Here is a 15,283-nt window from a genome sequence, read left to right as displayed (position 1 = left end):
CTGTCGGTGCGGCGCGCGAGAATGGTGGCATGACCAGAGCACTCTTCGTCATCGACGTCCAGAACGACTTCACCGAAGGAGGCGCGCTCGGGGTCACCGGCGGCGCCCACGTCGCGCAGGCGGTCACCGACCACCTCCGCGCCCATCGCGACCGGTACGACCTCGTCGTCGCCAGCCGCGACTGGCACGCGGCCGACGGCGACAACGGCGGCCACTTCAGCCTCGAGCCCGACTTCGTCGACTCGTGGCCGGTCCACTGCGTGAAGGGTTCGACCGGTGCCGACTACCACCCCGACCTCGACACCGCCCTCGTCGACGTCCACGTGCTCAAGGGCGACGGTCGGCCGGCCTATTCGTTGTTCGACGGGCTCGTCGACGACGGGCGACCGTTCGGTGACGTCCTCGCCGCGACGGGCGTCGACGAGGTCGACGTCGTCGGTCTGGCGACCGACCACTGCGTCCGGGCCTCGGCCCTCGACGCCGTCACCGCCGGGCTCGGGGTCACGGTGCTGACCGACCTCGTGGCGGGTGTGGCCCCGGCTCCGAGCGAGGCCGCCCTGGCCGAGCTGCGCGCGGCCGGCGTGCGCACGGTCCCGTCGTCCGACGTCGTCGACGGCTCGACCGGGGTCCCGGCGTGAGCCGCCCGGTCGTGACGGCCGCCGAGCGTCGTCGCGTGGTCGAGGCCGTGCCCACCGGCCTCTTCGTGGGGGGCTCGTGGGGCCCGTCGTCCTCCGGCGAGACGATCGACGTCGTCGACCCGGCCACGGGCGAGGTCCTGGTCGCGGTGGCCGACGCCACTCCCGCCGACGGCCTGCGGGCCCTCGACGCCGCGGTCGCCGCGCAAGAGGACTGGGCGGCCACGTCCCCCCGCCACCGCAGCGAGGTGTTGCGTAGCGCCTTCGACCTGCTGATGCAGCGGCGCGACGACTTCGCCCTCCTGATGACGCTCGAGATGGGCAAGCCGCTGGACGAGTCGCTCGGCGAGGTCACCTACGGCGGCGAGTTCCTCCGCTGGTTCTCCGAAGAGGCCGTGCGCGTCTCGGGTCGCTACGGCACCAACCCCGAGGGCACCGGCCGGACGACGGTGCTGCACCGCCCGGTGGGCCCCTGCCTGCTGATCACCCCCTGGAACTTCCCCCTCGCCATGGCGACCCGCAAGATCGCGCCCGCCCTCGCCGCCGGCTGCACGGTGGTCGTCAAGCCCGCCGAGCTGACCCCGCTCACCACGCTCGCCTTCGCCGCCCTGCTCGCCGAGGCGGGTGTTCCCGACGGGGTGGTGAACGTCGTGACGACCCTGTCGGCGAACGACGTGTGCGAGCCCCTGATCCGTGACCCGCGCCTCCGGAAGCTCAGCTTCACGGGGTCGACGCCGGTCGGTTCGACGCTGCTGACGCAGGCCTCCCAGCAGGTGTTGCGCACCTCGATGGAACTCGGGGGCAACGCGCCCTTCGTCGTCTTCGACGACGCCGACCTCGACGCCGCGGTCGAGGGCGCGATGCAGGCGAAGTTCCGCAACGTGGGCCAGGCCTGCACTGCCGCCAACCGGTTCATCGTGCACGAGTCGGTCGCCGACGAGTTCACCGCCCGGGTGGTCGAGCGCGTGCGAGGACTCCGGGTGGGCGCGGGGACCGACGACGGGGTCTCCGTGGGCCCGTTGATCGACGACCGGGCCGTCGACAAGGCCGACCGCCTGGTCCGCGACGCCATCGCCCACGGCGCGGTGGTCGAGACCGGCGGCCACCCCGTCGACGGTCCGGGCACGTTCTTCGAGCCGACCGTCGTGTCGGGCGTCGCCCCCGGCAGCGAGATCCTGACGACCGAGATCTTCGGCCCCGTCCTGGCCGTCTCGACGTTCCGGGACGAGGCCGAGGGGGTCCGCCTCGCGAACGACACCGAGTTCGGGCTCGTCGCCTACGCCTTCACGCGGGACCTCGCCAGAGGGCAGCGGCTGCAGACCGGCATGCTCGGGCTGAACGTCGGCGTGGTGTCGAACGCCTCGGCCCCGTTCGGCGGCGTCAAGTCGTCGGGCCTCGGCCGCGAGGGCGGTGCCGAGGGCATCCACGAGTACCTCGAGACGGTCTACGTGCTCACCCCCGACCCGTTCGCCGCCGCATGAGCGCCCTCGAGCCGCTGCGCGTCGGCATCGTGGGCTACGGGCTCGCAGGACGGGTGTTCCACGGCGCGCTCCTGGCGGCGGACCCGGCCTGGCAGGTCGATGCCGTCGTCACGCGCGACCCCGACCGTGCGGGGCAGGCCGTCGCGGCGCATCCCGGTACCGAGGTCGTCGCAGACGTCGACGAGCTCTGGCGTCGTGAACTCGACCTGGTCGTCGTGGCCACCCCGAACGACACCCACGTCGAGACCGCGGTGCGTGCCCTGCGAGCCGGGGCCGCCGTGGTGGTCGACAAGCCGCTGGCGACCTCGGCCGACGACGCCCGCGGGCTCGTCGGGCTCGCCGAGTCGCTGGGGCGGCCGCTGACGGTCTACCAGAACCGGCGGTGGGACGGCGACTTCCTGACGGCGACGCGTCTCGCGGGGTCGGGTGAGCTGGGCGACGTGCACACGGTCGAGTCGCGTTTCGAGCCGTGGAAGCTCGAGAACCGCGTCGGCTGGAAACGTCGGGCCACACCCGCCGACGGTGGCGGCATCCTGTTCGACCTGGGCCCGCACCTCGTCGACCAGGTCATGCGCTTCCTGGGGCCGGTCCGGTCCGTCCATGCCGAGATCGCGACCCGCCGCCCCACCGGCTCGGCCGACGACGACGTGCATCTGTCGCTCGAGCACGACGGGGGTCGACGGTCGCGGCTCACGATGAGCCACGTCGCAGCCCTCCCCGGGCCGAGGTTCCGGGTGCTGGGGTCGGCCGGCGCGTACGAGGTGCACGGCCTCGACCCGCAAGAGGCCCAGCTGTCGTCCGGACTGCCGCCGGTCGATCCCACCTACGGGGTCGACGCGGGCGATCGTCGTGGTGTCGTCGTCACGGGCGGCACGCGTCGCGACGAGTCGACCGATCCGGGGCGCTATCCCGAGTTCTACTCCCGACTGGCCCGGGCGCTCCGAGGCGACGGCGACCTCCCGGTCGACCCCTGGGACGCGGTCCGGGCACTCGAGGTCATCGAGGCCGCCCGCCGTTCCGCGGGGGAGGGACGCGTGGTCCGCCTCTGAGCCGGTGGCTCGCGGCGAACGGCGAGCAGCCCGTCGGCGGCGAGCGGGGCGGCAGTCGACTCGACCCGGTCAGAGCCGCGTGGACCAGTCGACCGTCGCGAGCGTCGCCTCGACGTCGACCTCGGCGAGGGTCGACGGTGACCACCGGGGCCGGCGGTCCTTGTCGATCACGCGAGCCCGGATGCCCTCGACGAGATCCGGCGACGCGGCGAGCGAGGTGACGATGCCGAGTTCCTGCCCCAGCACGGCCTCGAGGTCGGGCAGTCGGGCCGCCCGCCTCTGGGCTTCGAGGGTCAGGACCACCGACGTGGGCGACGCCGCCACGAGGTCGTCGACCACGGCTCCGGCGTCGGCGAGACCTTCCTCGGCGAGCTCGTGCAGGCGGGACACGATCGTCCCGGCGTCGTCGCCGCGATAGGCGCGATCGATCCACCCGGCGGCATCCGCGAGCTCGGACGGCCCCGCCGTCGTGCCCAGCGCCCGCACGGCGTCGGGGCCGCCCTCGGCCAGTGCCGGCAGGACTCGAGTCAGCTCGGAGGACGGGACGAACAGGTCGGCGAAGCCCGTGTGCAGGGCATCGGCAGCCGTCATCGCGCGGCCCGTCAGGGCGAGGTGGGTACCGAGCTCGCCCGGGGCTCGCGACAGCAAGAAGCTCCCGCCCGCGTCGGGTGTCAGCCCGATGCGGGTCTCCGGCATGCCCACCGAGCTGCGTTCGGTGACGATGCGGAGCGTGACGTGACCGCCGAGTCCGATGCCGGCACCCATCGCGATGCCGTCGAGCAGCGACACGATCGGCTTCGACCAGCGCGACAGACGCAGCGTGCCACGGTACTCGCGCCGCCACATGTCCACGCTGCGCCGAGGGTCCGTCGTGGCGGCGGCGTGGATCCACGCGATGTCGCCCCCGGCACAGAACCCCCGTGGCCCGGCGCCCCGCAACAGCACCGCCGAGACCCGCGAATCGTCCTCCCAGGCGTCGAGCGCCTGCTCGACGAGCCCGAGCATCTCGAGCGTCACCGCGTTGATCTTCTCCGGGCGGTTGAGGGTGACGACACCGACCCCGCGCTCGACGTGGGTCAGGACCGCGGGGGCGACATCGCTCATCGGGCCATCGTCGCACGGTGTCGTGGCCGCGCCCCGTCGCGCGCGGAGCCCGGCCTCAGACGAGGAGTTGGTGCTTCGCCAGGTCCTTGTACAGCGGCGTCGTCCCCACCAGTTCGGAGTGGGTGCCCACACCGACCACCCGCCCGGCCTCGACGACGACGATCTGGTCGGAGTCGACCACGGTCGACAGCCGGTGGGCGATGACGATGAGCGTACGGTTCTCGGCCACCGCGTCGATCGCTTCGCGGAGGCGCTGCTCGTTGAGGCCGTCGAGGCTCGAGGTCGACTCGTCGAGCAGAAGGATCGGCGGCGCGTTGAGCAGCGTGCGGGCGATGGCCAGGCGCTGGCGCTCGCCTCCGGAGAGCATCACCCCGTCCTCGCCGACCTGGGCGTCGAGGCCCTGGTCGCCGCGTTCGAGGACGGCGGTGAGGTTCACGGCCTCTAGGACCCGACGGCAGTCGTCGTCCGTCGCCTCGGGCGAACCCAGGGTGAGGTTGTCGCGGATGGTGCCGGCGAGGACCGGGGCGTCCTGTTCGACGTAGCCGATGCGGGACCGCAGGTCGCGCCGGTCGAGGGTGCGCACGTCGGCGCCCCCCACGCGCACGGCACCCGAGGTCGGGTCGTAGAAACGCTCGATGAGCGACAGGATCGTGCTCTTCCCTGCTCCCGAGGGGCCGACGAGTGCCGTGCGCTTGCCGACGGGCACCGAGAAGCTCACGCCTCGCAACACCGTGAGGTCGTCGTCGGCGGGGCCTTCGCCCGAGACGTGGACCGGGTCGCCGGAGACCCGCGGGCCCCCCGTGGCCGGCCCGGCGGGGACCGGTGAGTCGGGGTAGCGGAAGTGCACGTCGTCGAACCGGACGGCGATGCCGTCGTCCGCCTCCAGACCACCGGCGCCCGCCTCACGGGTCGCGACCTCGGCCGCGAGGCGCTCGTCGCCGTCGGTCTCGCTCGGCAGGTCGAGGATCTCCTGGATCCGTCCGAGCGCCCCCAGGGCCTGGTTGACGCTGAGCACGGCGCCGAGAGCCTGGCCGAGCGGCATGATCATGAGGAAGAGGAAGAGCACGAACGAGATGAGCGAGGCGATCTCGATGGCACCGCTGGCCACCCGGTAACCTCCGACGCCGAGCACGACGAGGAAGGAGGCCTGGAGGGCGACGGACGAGATCGGCACGACCAGGGCCGAGATGCGCGCGACCTGCAGCCCCCGTCGGTAGGCGCCCTCGGCGTCTCGCTCGACGGCGACGATCTCGCGTTCGGTGGCGCCCGAGGCACGGATCGTGCGGACCGAGCTGATGGCGCGTTCGACGGCGGCCGTGAGGTCACCCACCTTCTCCTGCGCCTGGCGGCTCGCCACGCGGATGCGTCCGGACAACAGCACGACGACGACGACCGAGACGGCGACGACGAGCACGGTCAGTCCGAGCAGGACGGGGTCGATCAGGAACATGCCGACCAGGGCGCCGACGAAGGTGAGGCTGCCACCGATCGCCTCGACGAGCCCCTGGGTGAGCACGGCCCGCAGCAGGGTGGTGTCCGAGCCGACCCGCGACACGAGGTCGCCCGTCCGGCGCGTGTCGAACTGGCTGACGGGCAACCGGAGCATGCGTCCGACGAGGCGACGGCGGCTCGACAGGACGACGCCCTCGCCGGTGCGCTGCAGCAGGTAGTGCTGGAACCCGCTGATCAGCCCGGCCACGACGACCAGCGCGACCAGGGCCCAGACGAGGGGACCGAGCGTCACGCCCTCCTGCACGGCCGAGATGACCTGCTGGACGAGCAACGGCTGACCGAGCGACGCCGCGGCACCCAGGACGCTGAGCACGATGATGACGGCCATGACCTTCTTGTGCTCGAACAGGTAGGGCAACAGCTGACGGAACGTGGCACGCGGACCCTCGGGCTGCGGACGGCGACCCCACCGCGACCGGGGCGCGGCCGGTGGGTCGACCCGCGCCTCCTTCCCGTCGGACGTCGTCGTGCGCGCGCGCGTGTCGGAGCTCATGATGCCTCTCGTGCCAGGTGACCGGCGTCGCGGGTGCGGCGGTCGGTGTCGCGGGCGGTGCCTCCGCCGACTACGACCGTACTTCGTCCCGGTGACATCCACCTGCGTCACGAGACCGGCCCGCGCCTCCGGTCAGGAGGCGCGGGCCGGCCGGCAGGGCACGTCGCGTCCGGTCAGCCGGCCGTGTCGTAGTCGACGTCGCGGGTCTCACGGCTGAGCACGAGCGCGATCAGGGTCAACACCGCCATCGAGGACAGGTAGAGACCCACGAGCCAGGTGCTGCCGCCCGCGGCCGTCCAGAGCGCGACGGCGATGAACGGGGCCACGGCGGCACCGAGGATGCTCGCGACGTTGTAGCTGATCGCCGAACCGGTGTAGCGCACGCTCGTGGGGAACAGCTCGGGCAGCACGGCCCCCATCGGTCCGAAGGTCAGCCCCATCAGGACGAAGCCGATGATGAGCAACGCCTGCGCGCCGAGGGCCCCCGCGGCGAACAGCGGGGCGAACGTGAAGCCGAAGACGAGGATGCCGGCCGTCACGCAGATGAGCATCGCGCGGCGACCGTACTTCTCGGCCAGGGGCCCCGACACGAGGGTGAAGACGCCGAAGAACACCACGCCGAGGATCAGCATCCAGAGGAACTGCGTCCGGGGGATGCCCAGGCCGGCCGGGTCGCCCGCGGCGTCGGCCGTCCCGAAGGTCAGCGTGAACGTCGTCATCAGGTAGAAGAGCGTGTAGGTCGCCAGCATGATGAACGTGCCGAGCAGCAGGGGGCGCCAGCTCGACCGGAACACGCGGGCGAGCGGAAGGGTCGCGACGTTGCCCGAGTCGACGACCTTCTGGAACGCCGGCGTCTCGATCAGCTTGAACCGGACGTAGAGGCCGATGATCACCAGCACCGCGCTCGCCAGGAACGGCAGGCGCCATCCCCAGGCCATGAACTGCTCCTCGGTGAGGGTCGTGTTCAGCAGCACGAAGAGCAGGTTGGCGATGATGAAGCCGATGGGCGCACCCAGCTGGGGGAACGTGCCGTAGATCGCGCGGCGGTTCGCCGGCGCGTTCTCCGTCGCGAGCAACGCGGCACCGCTCCACTCGCCGCCGAGGCCCAGGCCCTGGCAGAAGCGCAGCACGACGAGGCAGGCCGGGCCGGCGACGGCCCAACCGGGCGTGGTGCCCGCCGGGATGCACCCGATCAGCACCGTGGCGATGCCCATCGTCAGCAGCGACGCCACGAGGGTGCCCTTGCGGCCGATGCGGTCGCCGAAGTGGCCGAAGACGATCGACCCGACGGGCCGGGCGATGAACGCGACGCCGAAGACCGCGAACGAGGCGAGGCGGGCCACGGCGGGGTCGTCGTTGGCGAAGAAGATGGTCGGGAAGACGAGCACCGCGGCGGTCGCGTAGACGTAGAAGTCGTAGAACTCGATCGAGGTGCCGATGAGGCTCGCGACGATGACGCGCGAACGCTTGTTGGTGGCGGGGACGGACGACGTCGACGGGTCGACGGTGGGGGCAGACACGGGGGCACTCCGAGGCAGGGGTCGAGGTCCCGGCGGACGTCGACGACCGGGCGCATGGTGCGGCGCAACGGGTCGGACGGAGGCGCGGTGCAGGGATCTGCGGATCGCTCGGCCGGGTGAGACGGTGGCCGCTCGTGACAGCCGTCGTCCATCGTACCCCGGCGTGTACCCCGGTGGGGACGCACGTCGGGGCCGCGGGAGCGGGGGCCGCCGCGGACTCAGTCGTCGGAGCCGAGGTGGCCGGGCAACTCGTGGCCCATGCGGTCGCGCTTCGTGTCGAGGTAGCCCTCGTTGAAGGCACCGACGCCGACGACGAGGGGCACCAGTTCGGTGACCTCGATGCCGTGCTCGCCGAGCTGACGCCGCTTCTCGGGGTTGTTGCTCAGCAGCCTGACGCGGCTGAGCCCGAGGTCGCGCAGCACGTCGGCCGCCGCCCCGTAGTCCCGGGCGTCCGCCGGCAGCCCCAGGGCGAGGTTGGCGTCCAGGGTGTCGAGTCCGTCCTCTTGCAGGCGGTAGGCCCGGAGCTTGTCGACGAGGCCGATGCCCCGACCCTCGTGTCCGCGCAGGTAGACGACGGCCCCGCCGTGGTCCCGGATGGTGTCGAGCGCGGCGTCGAGCTGCGGGCCGCACTCGCACTTGAGGGAGCCGAACGCCTCGCCGGTGAGGCACTCCGAGTGGACGCGCACGAGGGCACCGTCCGCCGGGGGGAGGCCGGCCGGGTCGCTCGCGATGATCGCCACGTGGTCGGCGCCGGTGAGGGTGTCGCGGTAGGCCCTCATGCGGAACGTGCCGTGACGGGTGGGGACCGTGGTCTCGACCTCGAACGACACCTGGGACGATGCGGCGGGCGTGGTGGTCATGCGGGGCTCCTGGGGGTGTCGCGGGCGACGACCACCAGGTCGTCGCCGAGGGGGTGCGCATCGGTGACGCGCAGTCGTCGTTGCCCGTCGATGTGGTCCACACCGAGGTCGTCGAGGGCCGTCCGGGGGCCGCCGAGCAGCGTGGGCGCGAGGTACACGACGTAGTCGTCGACGAGCCCGAGCCGGACGAACGCGCTGGCCACGGTCGGTCCGCCCTCGACGAACACGCTGCGGACCCCGCGGGCGCCGAGGTCGTCGAGCACGGCCTCGAGGTCGTGCGTCCCCGTCTCGACGATGTCGCGGGGGTGCCGACGCAGGGCGGCGTCGGCCGGCACGGTGCGCGTGCCGACGACGACGGGCAGGGGCTGGTCGGGGAGCAGTTCTCCGCCGTCGCCGCGGGCGGTCAGGCTGGGGTCGTCCGCCAACACGGTGCCCGTGCCCACCAGGATCGCGTCGTGGGCCGCTCGCTGCTCGTGAACGTGCTGCCGTGACGCCGTTCCGGTGATCCAGCGGCTGCTGCCGTCGGACGCCGCCGTGCGACCGTCCAGGCTGGACGCCCACTTGAGCGTCACGAACGGTCGGCCCGTCCGGGCCGTCACCAACCAGCGGCGAGCCATCTCGGTGGCCTCGTCGGTGAGCACGCCGTCGACCACCTCGACGCCGGCGCGGCGCAGCCGCTCGGCCCCGCCTCCGGAGGACGCGCCGGGGTCGGCGACGGCGTGGACGACGCGGGAGACGCCCGCCTCGATCAAGGCGACGCTGCACGGACCGGTGCGGCCCACGTGGTCGCAGGGTTCGAGCGTGACGACGGCGGTCAGACCCCGCGCCTCGCCGGGGGAGAGGTGCGAGAGGGCGTCGACCTCGGCGTGTGGCGTGCCGGCGCCCCGGTGCCATCCCTCGGCCGCGACGCTGCCGTCGGGACGCAGGAGGACGCAACCGACCTGGGGGTTGACGCCGCGGGCCGGCCCACGTCGCGCGAGCGTGACGGCCCGGCGCATGGCGCGTTCGAGGACGTCGTGGTCGATCGGATCGATGCTCACTGTGCCTCCGGGACGGAACGGTCGCGCGCCGGGGCGTGCGCGGTGGGGGACGGGCGGGCGACGCCGTCGACGGCATCGGTGAGGGAGTCAACGCCGTCGGCCACGGGGTATTCCGCCGAGCCGCCGGGACGGACCCCGGGGCGCCCCAGGTCGGGCCAACCGGCTCGCGCCGACCGAGCGTCGCCCGGTCGTAGGCGGGCCTTCCAGCAGAGGGGGTGGCCTCCGTCACGGTCCGGGTGGAGCCCCGGACCGACGCCCTGGTAGGTGAACCCCGTCCGGCGGGCGACGGCCGCGGAGGCGTCGTTGCCCACGTAGCCCTCCCAGAAGAGTTCTCGGAGCCCTCCGGCGCCGAACGCCCAGTCGGCCACCAGGCCGAGCGCCTCGGTCATCATCCCCTGACCCCGCGAGGCGGGGGCCGTCCAGAAGCCGACGTCGGACGACCGGAGCCGAACGCTGACCACGCCCTCGAGCAGACCCGAACCCGAGCGGCGCAGCCCCCAGGTGAACTCGCGTCCCGTCGCCCACCCGTCGTCCACGATGCGTCGCAGGAAGAACTCGGCGTCGGACCGTCCGTACGGCACGGGCACCGTGGTGAAGCGCTGCAGGGTCTCGTCGCGGCAGGCGTCGACGATGGCCGGCACGTCGGCCGCGCTCGGCACCCGTAACTCGAGGGTCGGCGACGCGAGCACGAACGGCAGCACGATCAGGCCTTGCGGACGAAGCCGATGCGGTCGTACACGGTGTCGATCGTGGCCTGGGCGATCTCGTTCGCCCGATCGGCGTTGACGGCGAGGATGCGGTCGAGCTCGGCCGGGTCGTCGAGGAGTTCGAGGGCTCGGGCGCGGACGGGCGCGAAGGTCTCGACGACGACCTCGGCCACGTCCTTCTTGAGGTCGCCGTAGCCGCGACCCGCGTAGCGCTCCTCGAGGTCGGCCACGCTGGCGCCCGAGAACGACGACAGGTATGGTGAGCAGGTTGGAGACCCCCGCTTTGGCCCCGCGGTCGAAGCGGATCTCGCGCTCGGCGTCGGTGACCGCCGACTTGATCTTCTTGGCGGTGCGGCCCGGTTCGTCGAGCATCCACACGACTCCGGAGTCGGTGGCCGCCGACTTGCTCATCTTCGACTCGGGTGACTGCAGGTCGTAGATGCGCGCGGATTCTTTCTGGATCACCGCCTCGGGCACGACGAAGGTCTCGCCGAAACGGGAGTTGAACCGGGTGGCGAGGTCGCGGGTGAGCTCGACGTGCTGACGCTGGTCGTCTCCGACGGGAACCGTCTCGGCCTGGTAGAGCAGGATGTCGGCGGCCATCAGGGTCGGGTAGGCGAACAGGCCGAGCGAGGCCGCGTCGGACCCCTGCTTGGCCGCCTTGTCCTTGAACTGCGTCATGCGGCTGGCCTCGCCGAAGCCGGTCAGGGTGTTGAGCACCCAGGCCAACTGCGTGTGTGCCGGCACGTGCGACTGGATGAACAGCGTCGACTCCGCCGGGTCGATGCCCGCGGCGATGTACTGGGCGGCGGTGCCGCGGATCTGCGCACGCAACGCGGCGGGGTCTTGGGGGACGGTGATGGCGTGCAGGTCGACGACGCAGAACAGGGCGTCGTGCGTCGCCTGCAGCGACTTCCACTGCTGCAGGGCGCCGATGTAGTTGCCGACGTGGAGCGAGTCGGCGGACGGCTGCATGCCGGAGAAGAGACGGGGCTTGGTCATGAGGTCCTCGGTCGGGGTGGTGCGAGAAGAGAAGGGGTGGGACGCGGGTCAGAGCCGGTAGTCGACGACGACCGGGGCGTGGTCCGACCAGCGCTGGTCGTAGGCGGCCGCCCGGTCGACCACGTAGTGCTCGACGGTCTCGGCCAGCGCCGGGGTGGCCAGCTGGTAGTCGATGCGCCAACCGGCGTCGTTGTCGAAGGCCTGACCTCGCCAGGACCACCACGAATAGGGCCCCTCGACCTCGCCGGCGAAGCGTCGACCCACGTCGACCCACCCGAGGCCTTCTCCGCCGGTGCCGTCGACGGTCACGACCTGCTCGCCCGCGGGCCCCAGGAACCGGTCGAAGTACGACCGTTCGCGCGGGAGGAAGCCGGCTCGCTTGACGTTGCCCTTCCAGTTCTTGATGTCGAGTTCGCGGTGGCCCACGTTGAGGTCGCCCGTCACCACCGAGAGCTCGTTGTGGGCGGCGAGCTCGGGGAGCCGCGCCGACATGGCGTCGAGGAACTTCCACTTCTCGTCCTGCTTGGGGGTGTCGACCTCGCCCGAGTGGACGTACGTGCTGACGACGGTCACGACGGTGCCGTCGATCTCGTAGTCGGCCTCGAGCCACCGCCCGGCACTGTCGAAGTCGTCGGGGCCGAGCTCGACGCGGTGCACGTGGGCCTTGCCCCGGCTGGCGATGGCCACACCGGCCCGCCCCTTGGCGGTGGCCGGGTCGTGCACGACGTTCCACTCGGGGCCGAGCAGGCCCTCGAGGTCGTCGGTCGAGGCGCGCACCTCTTGCAGCGTGAGGACGTCCACGTCGCGAGCCGAGAGCCAGTCGCCCATGCCCTTGCGGAAGGCGGCACGGACGCCGTTGACGTTGACGGTGGCGAGACGGAGGCGCGTGGACATGGGCTCCAGACTAGCGGCGGGCACCGTCACCGGGGTCGTCGGGAGACCCCGTGCCCGGGGCGTCGGACGGGTCACCCCGACGGACGGCCCGCAGCGACCGCGAGAGCAGCCCGCGGGCGCCGTCCACCAGACGACCGCCCCGCGACCGGGCCCGCGCCTCCTGGGCTCGCCGTTCCTCCTCGAGGCGGCGGAGGCGGGCCGCCTCCTGATGCGGGTCGGCGAGCACGCCGAGGTCGTCCATGCCGACGGCGATCCAGCCGGCGCTGAGCAGCAGGACCTGGCACAGCAGGTTGATCACGATCAACAGTCCGACGACGGCCGCGAACGAGGCGACCAGGGGGTTCGACCCCGTGGCGCGGAGCACGACGCCGCCGACCACGGTCAGCGAGACGAACCCGGCCGCTCCGAGCATCGCCCCCGCGAGCAGTCGACGGAAGGGGATGTGCAGCCCGGCCAACACGCGGAACAGGACGGCCAGCACCGCGGTCTCGAAGACGAACACGAGCACGATGCCGACCCCGCGCAGGGTCGCCTCGCCCGCGATCGACCGGGTCGAGACGCCCACCCCGGACAACAGGCCCGAGACCGCCGTGGTGCTGAGCAGCGACAGCGTCGCCGACACGACGACCGCGGCCCCGAATGCGAGGGCCAGGCCGAGGTCGCGCACGATCAGTCGGCCGAGCGGCGTGACCGGTTGCGGTGCCCGGAACACGATGCGCACGCAGTCGCGCATGCTGCCGAGCAGCGTGACGGACGACACCAGCAGGCCGAGCAGGGCGACCGCGCCGGTCCAACCGAAGACCGACGCGTCGAGCAGCAACTCGGGGTCGACGACGCCCGTGCCGTCGACGTCCTGGATGAGCCCGGGGACGGCCGAGCGGATGAACACGATCAACTCGTCACGGAGCACCTGGTCGCCCGAGACGACGAACCCCGCGACCGAGAAGCCCACCCACAGGGCCGCGAACAGGGCGAAGAGCGCCTGGTAGGTCAACCCGGCCGCGAGCAGCGGCCCCTTCGCCGTGACGTGCCGCGCCAGCACCCGGGTCGGCCGCGACCCCACGACGCGTGAGCCGGCCCGCCGGGCGCGTCCGGACGGGCGTCCCGCCGCGGAGGCGCGGATCGCCTCGGCCGGGTCGGGCGTCGGTTCTCGGGTCCACGGCGCGCGCATGCGTCCAGGGTAGGGGTGGCCGGGCGACGCGGCCCGGCCACCTCGGTCGAGCCCGGGATCGGCGCTGACCGGACGTCCGGACGTTCCGTCTACGATGGACCGACCGTGGGCGTGCCCGGCGTCCTGCCGCACGTCCCCACCATCGAGACTCGAAGAGGTTCACCGTGGCACTACAGGGCGTTGGCGTCGGACGTGGAGTGGCCGTCGGCCCCGTCAAGAAGATGCCCGATCCGCTGCCCGAGCCGGGCACCGACCCCCGCACCGCCGACGCGGCTCTCGAGTACGACGCCGTGCTCACCGCCCTCTCCGCGGTCGCCGCCGACCTCACGGCCCGCGGCGAGAAGGCCGGCGGCGAGGCGAAGGACGTCCTCGACGCCCAGTCGCTGATGGCCCAGGACCCCACCCTCACCGACGACGTGAAGGCCCGCATCGACGACGGTCGCACCGGTGAACGCGCCGTGCACGAGGCGTTCGCCGCCTTCCAGGACCTCCTGATCGGCATGGGGGGCTACATGGCCGAACGCGCGACGGACCTCGGCGACGTGGCGCAGCGCGTCATCGCCTCGCTGCGAGGCGTCCCGGCTCCCGGGGTGCCCGAGAGCGACACCCCGTTCGTGCTCGTCGCGCCCGACCTCGCGCCTGCCGACACCGCCCTGCTCGACCTCGACAAGGTGCTCGCACTGGTCACGCGTGATGGCGGACCCACGTCGCACACGGCCATCCTCGCCCGGTCCAAGTCGATCCCCGCGATCGTCGGGGTGACCGGTGCCCTCGACCTCGCCGACGGCACGATCGTCGTCGCCGACGCCGCGACCGGCGTCGTCACGGTCGACCCTTCCGCCGACGAGGTCGCCGACGCCGAGAAGCGCATCGCCGACCGCGCCGCCGCCGCTGCCGCGCCGCTCACCGAGGGCGCGCTGGCCGACGGCCACACCGTCCCGCTGCTCGCGAACCTCGGCGCGCCGGCCGAGGCGGCCGGGGCCATCGAACTGGGTGCCGAAGGCGTCGGACTGTTCCGCACCGAGTTCCTCTTCCTCGGCAATTCCACCGCGCCCACCGTCGAGAGCCAGACGGCGAGCTACACCGCCCTGCTCGAGGCCTTCCCGGGCAAGAAGGTCGTCGTGCGCGCCCTCGACGCGGGCGCCGACAAGCCGCTCAGCTTCCTGAACGACGCCCACGAGGAGAATCCCGCGCTCGGCCTGCGCGGCCTCCGCGCCCTGCGCGTCAAAGAAGACATCCTGCGCGACCAGCTCACCGCCTTGGCGCAGGCACAGGCGGCGACCACCGCCGACCTGTGGGTCATGGCGCCCATGGTCAGCGACGCCGAAGAGACCGAGTACTTCGTCGCCCTCGGCCGAGAACTCGGCCTGAAGACGGTCGGCGTGATGGCCGAGGTCCCCTCGCTCGCGGTGCTCGCGGACCAGATCTTCGCCAGCGCCGACTTCGTCAGCGTCGGGACGAACGACCTCACCCAGTACACGATGGCGGCCGACCGCATGCTCGGCTCCGTGGCCGCCTATCAAGACCCCTGGCACCCCGCCGTGCTGCGTCTGGTCAAGTCGCTCGGCGACGCCGGTGCCGCAGCCGGCAAGCCGGTCGGCATCTGCGGCGAGGCCGCGGCCGACCCCCTGCTGGCCGTCGTGCTCGTCGGTCTGGGGGCGACCACGCTCTCGATGACGCCGGCCGCGTTGGCCGACGTGCGCCTCGAGCTCTCCCGGTACACCCTCGACCAGGCTCGCGAGCTCGCGGCCGCCGCCGTCGCGGCGACCACCGCCGCGGGCGCGCGACAGGCAGCCGAAGCCGTCACCGTCTGAC

General features: G+C 72.6%; 11 protein-coding genes and 2 pseudogenes. 4 read left to right on the top strand and 9 right to left on the bottom strand.

Going from position 1 to position 15,283, the window contains the following annotated elements; translation table 11 throughout:
* The first annotated feature begins 29 nt into the window (after window positions 1-29).
* The 3 genes from OVA02_RS14590 to OVA02_RS14580 are packed head-to-tail and all read left to right on the top strand — an operon-like array spanning window position 30 to window position 3,165.
* Entirely contained in the window at window positions 30-638 is a 609-nt protein-coding gene (locus OVA02_RS14590; RefSeq protein ID WP_056046441.1) for an isochorismatase family protein, read from the top strand.
* A gap of 11 nt (window positions 639-649) precedes the next feature.
* Window positions 650-2,116 carry an NAD-dependent succinate-semialdehyde dehydrogenase gene (locus OVA02_RS14585; protein ID WP_420709659.1) on the top strand — a complete coding sequence of 489 codons (1,467 nt, stop codon included), beginning with the start codon at window positions 650-652 and terminating at the stop codon, window positions 2,114-2,116.
* Window positions 2,113-3,165, top strand: coding sequence for a Gfo/Idh/MocA family oxidoreductase (locus OVA02_RS14580; RefSeq protein ID WP_056046439.1), 1,053 nt, complete (start codon window positions 2,113-2,115; stop codon window positions 3,163-3,165). Before OVA02_RS14585 ends, OVA02_RS14580 begins: the two co-directional genes overlap by 4 nt.
* A gap of 69 nt (window positions 3,166-3,234) precedes the next feature.
* On the opposite strand, the gene OVA02_RS14575 is transcribed toward OVA02_RS14580, so the two are convergent.
* The 9 genes and pseudogenes from OVA02_RS14575 to OVA02_RS14535 all read right to left on the bottom strand — a co-directional run bounded on the left by OVA02_RS14575 (window position 3,235) and on the right by OVA02_RS14535 (window position 13,468).
* Window positions 3,235-4,269 (bottom strand): enoyl-CoA hydratase/isomerase family protein, encoded by a 1,035-nt coding sequence (locus OVA02_RS14575; protein ID WP_056046437.1) that lies wholly within the window; start codon window positions 4,267-4,269, stop codon window positions 3,235-3,237.
* 55 nt (window positions 4,270-4,324) lie between these two features.
* Window positions 4,325-6,274, bottom strand: coding sequence for an ABC transporter ATP-binding protein (locus tag OVA02_RS14570; RefSeq protein ID WP_056046435.1), 1,950 nt, complete (start codon window positions 6,272-6,274; stop codon window positions 4,325-4,327).
* Between the two features lie 173 nt (window positions 6,275-6,447).
* The gene (locus OVA02_RS14565) at window positions 6,448-7,794 is read right to left on the bottom strand and encodes an MFS transporter (RefSeq protein WP_056046434.1); all 1,347 of its coding nucleotides are present in this window, start codon (window positions 7,792-7,794) and stop codon (window positions 6,448-6,450) included.
* Window positions 7,795-8,012: 218 nt separating this feature from the next.
* A pseudogene (gene ribA / locus OVA02_RS14560) lies at window positions 8,013-8,633 on the bottom strand (GTP cyclohydrolase II); the annotation flags it as partial.
* A 17-nt stretch (window positions 8,634-8,650) separates the two neighbouring features.
* A complete protein-coding gene (gene ribD / locus OVA02_RS14555) occupies window positions 8,651-9,652 on the bottom strand; it encodes a bifunctional diaminohydroxyphosphoribosylaminopyrimidine deaminase/5-amino-6-(5-phosphoribosylamino)uracil reductase RibD (RefSeq protein WP_159825525.1) in 1,002 nt (333 codons plus the stop codon).
* Between the two features lie 38 nt (window positions 9,653-9,690).
* On the bottom strand, window positions 9,691-10,353 hold the full coding sequence (locus OVA02_RS14550; protein ID WP_267659713.1) for a GNAT family N-acetyltransferase: 663 nt from the start codon (window positions 10,351-10,353) through the stop codon (window positions 9,691-9,693).
* Between the two features lie 44 nt (window positions 10,354-10,397).
* A pseudogene (gene trpS / locus OVA02_RS14545) lies at window positions 10,398-11,403 on the bottom strand (tryptophan--tRNA ligase).
* 48 nt (window positions 11,404-11,451) lie between these two features.
* Window positions 11,452-12,297 carry an exodeoxyribonuclease III gene (locus tag OVA02_RS14540; protein ID WP_056046429.1) on the bottom strand — a complete coding sequence of 282 codons (846 nt, stop codon included), beginning with the start codon at window positions 12,295-12,297 and terminating at the stop codon, window positions 11,452-11,454.
* 10 nt (window positions 12,298-12,307) lie between these two features.
* Window positions 12,308-13,468, bottom strand: coding sequence for a YihY/virulence factor BrkB family protein (locus tag OVA02_RS14535; protein ID WP_056046426.1), 1,161 nt, complete (start codon window positions 13,466-13,468; stop codon window positions 12,308-12,310).
* Between the two features lie 164 nt (window positions 13,469-13,632).
* On the opposite strand from OVA02_RS14535, the gene ptsP reads away from it, so the two are divergent.
* Window positions 13,633-15,282, top strand: coding sequence for a phosphoenolpyruvate--protein phosphotransferase (ptsP, locus tag OVA02_RS14530; RefSeq protein ID WP_082460298.1), 1,650 nt, complete (start codon window positions 13,633-13,635; stop codon window positions 15,280-15,282).
* The last annotated feature ends 1 nt before the right edge of the window (window position 15,283 follow it).

It is taken from the genome of Frigoribacterium sp. SL97, assembly GCF_026625765.1.
GTDB lineage: Bacteria > Actinomycetota > Actinomycetes > Actinomycetales > Microbacteriaceae > Frigoribacterium.
The sequence above is the reverse complement of the archived record's forward strand: the minus strand, read 5'-3'. Positions and strand labels throughout refer to the sequence as shown.

Bases quoted from the DNA above. Each gene is read 5' to 3' on its own strand.
- OVA02_RS14580 (WP_056046439.1), top strand. From the start codon at position 2,113: ATGAGCGCCCTCGAGCCGCTGCGCGTCGGCATCGTGGGCTACGGGCTC.
- OVA02_RS14535 (WP_056046426.1), bottom strand. From the start codon at position 13,468: ATGCGCGCGCCGTGGACCCGAGAACCGACGCCCGACCCGGCCGAGGCG.
- OVA02_RS14570 (WP_056046435.1), bottom strand. From the start codon at position 6,274: ATGAGCTCCGACACGCGCGCGCGCACGACGACGTCCGACGGGAAGGAG.
- OVA02_RS14575 (WP_056046437.1), bottom strand. From the start codon at position 4,269: ATGAGCGATGTCGCCCCCGCGGTCCTGACCCACGTCGAGCGCGGGGTC.
- OVA02_RS14590 (WP_056046441.1), top strand. From the start codon at position 30: ATGACCAGAGCACTCTTCGTCATCGACGTCCAGAACGACTTCACCGAA.
- OVA02_RS14540 (WP_056046429.1), bottom strand. From the start codon at position 12,297: ATGTCCACGCGCCTCCGTCTCGCCACCGTCAACGTCAACGGCGTCCGT.
- ribD (WP_159825525.1), bottom strand. From the start codon at position 9,652: ATGCGCCGGGCCGTCACGCTCGCGCGACGTGGGCCGGCCCGCGGCGTC.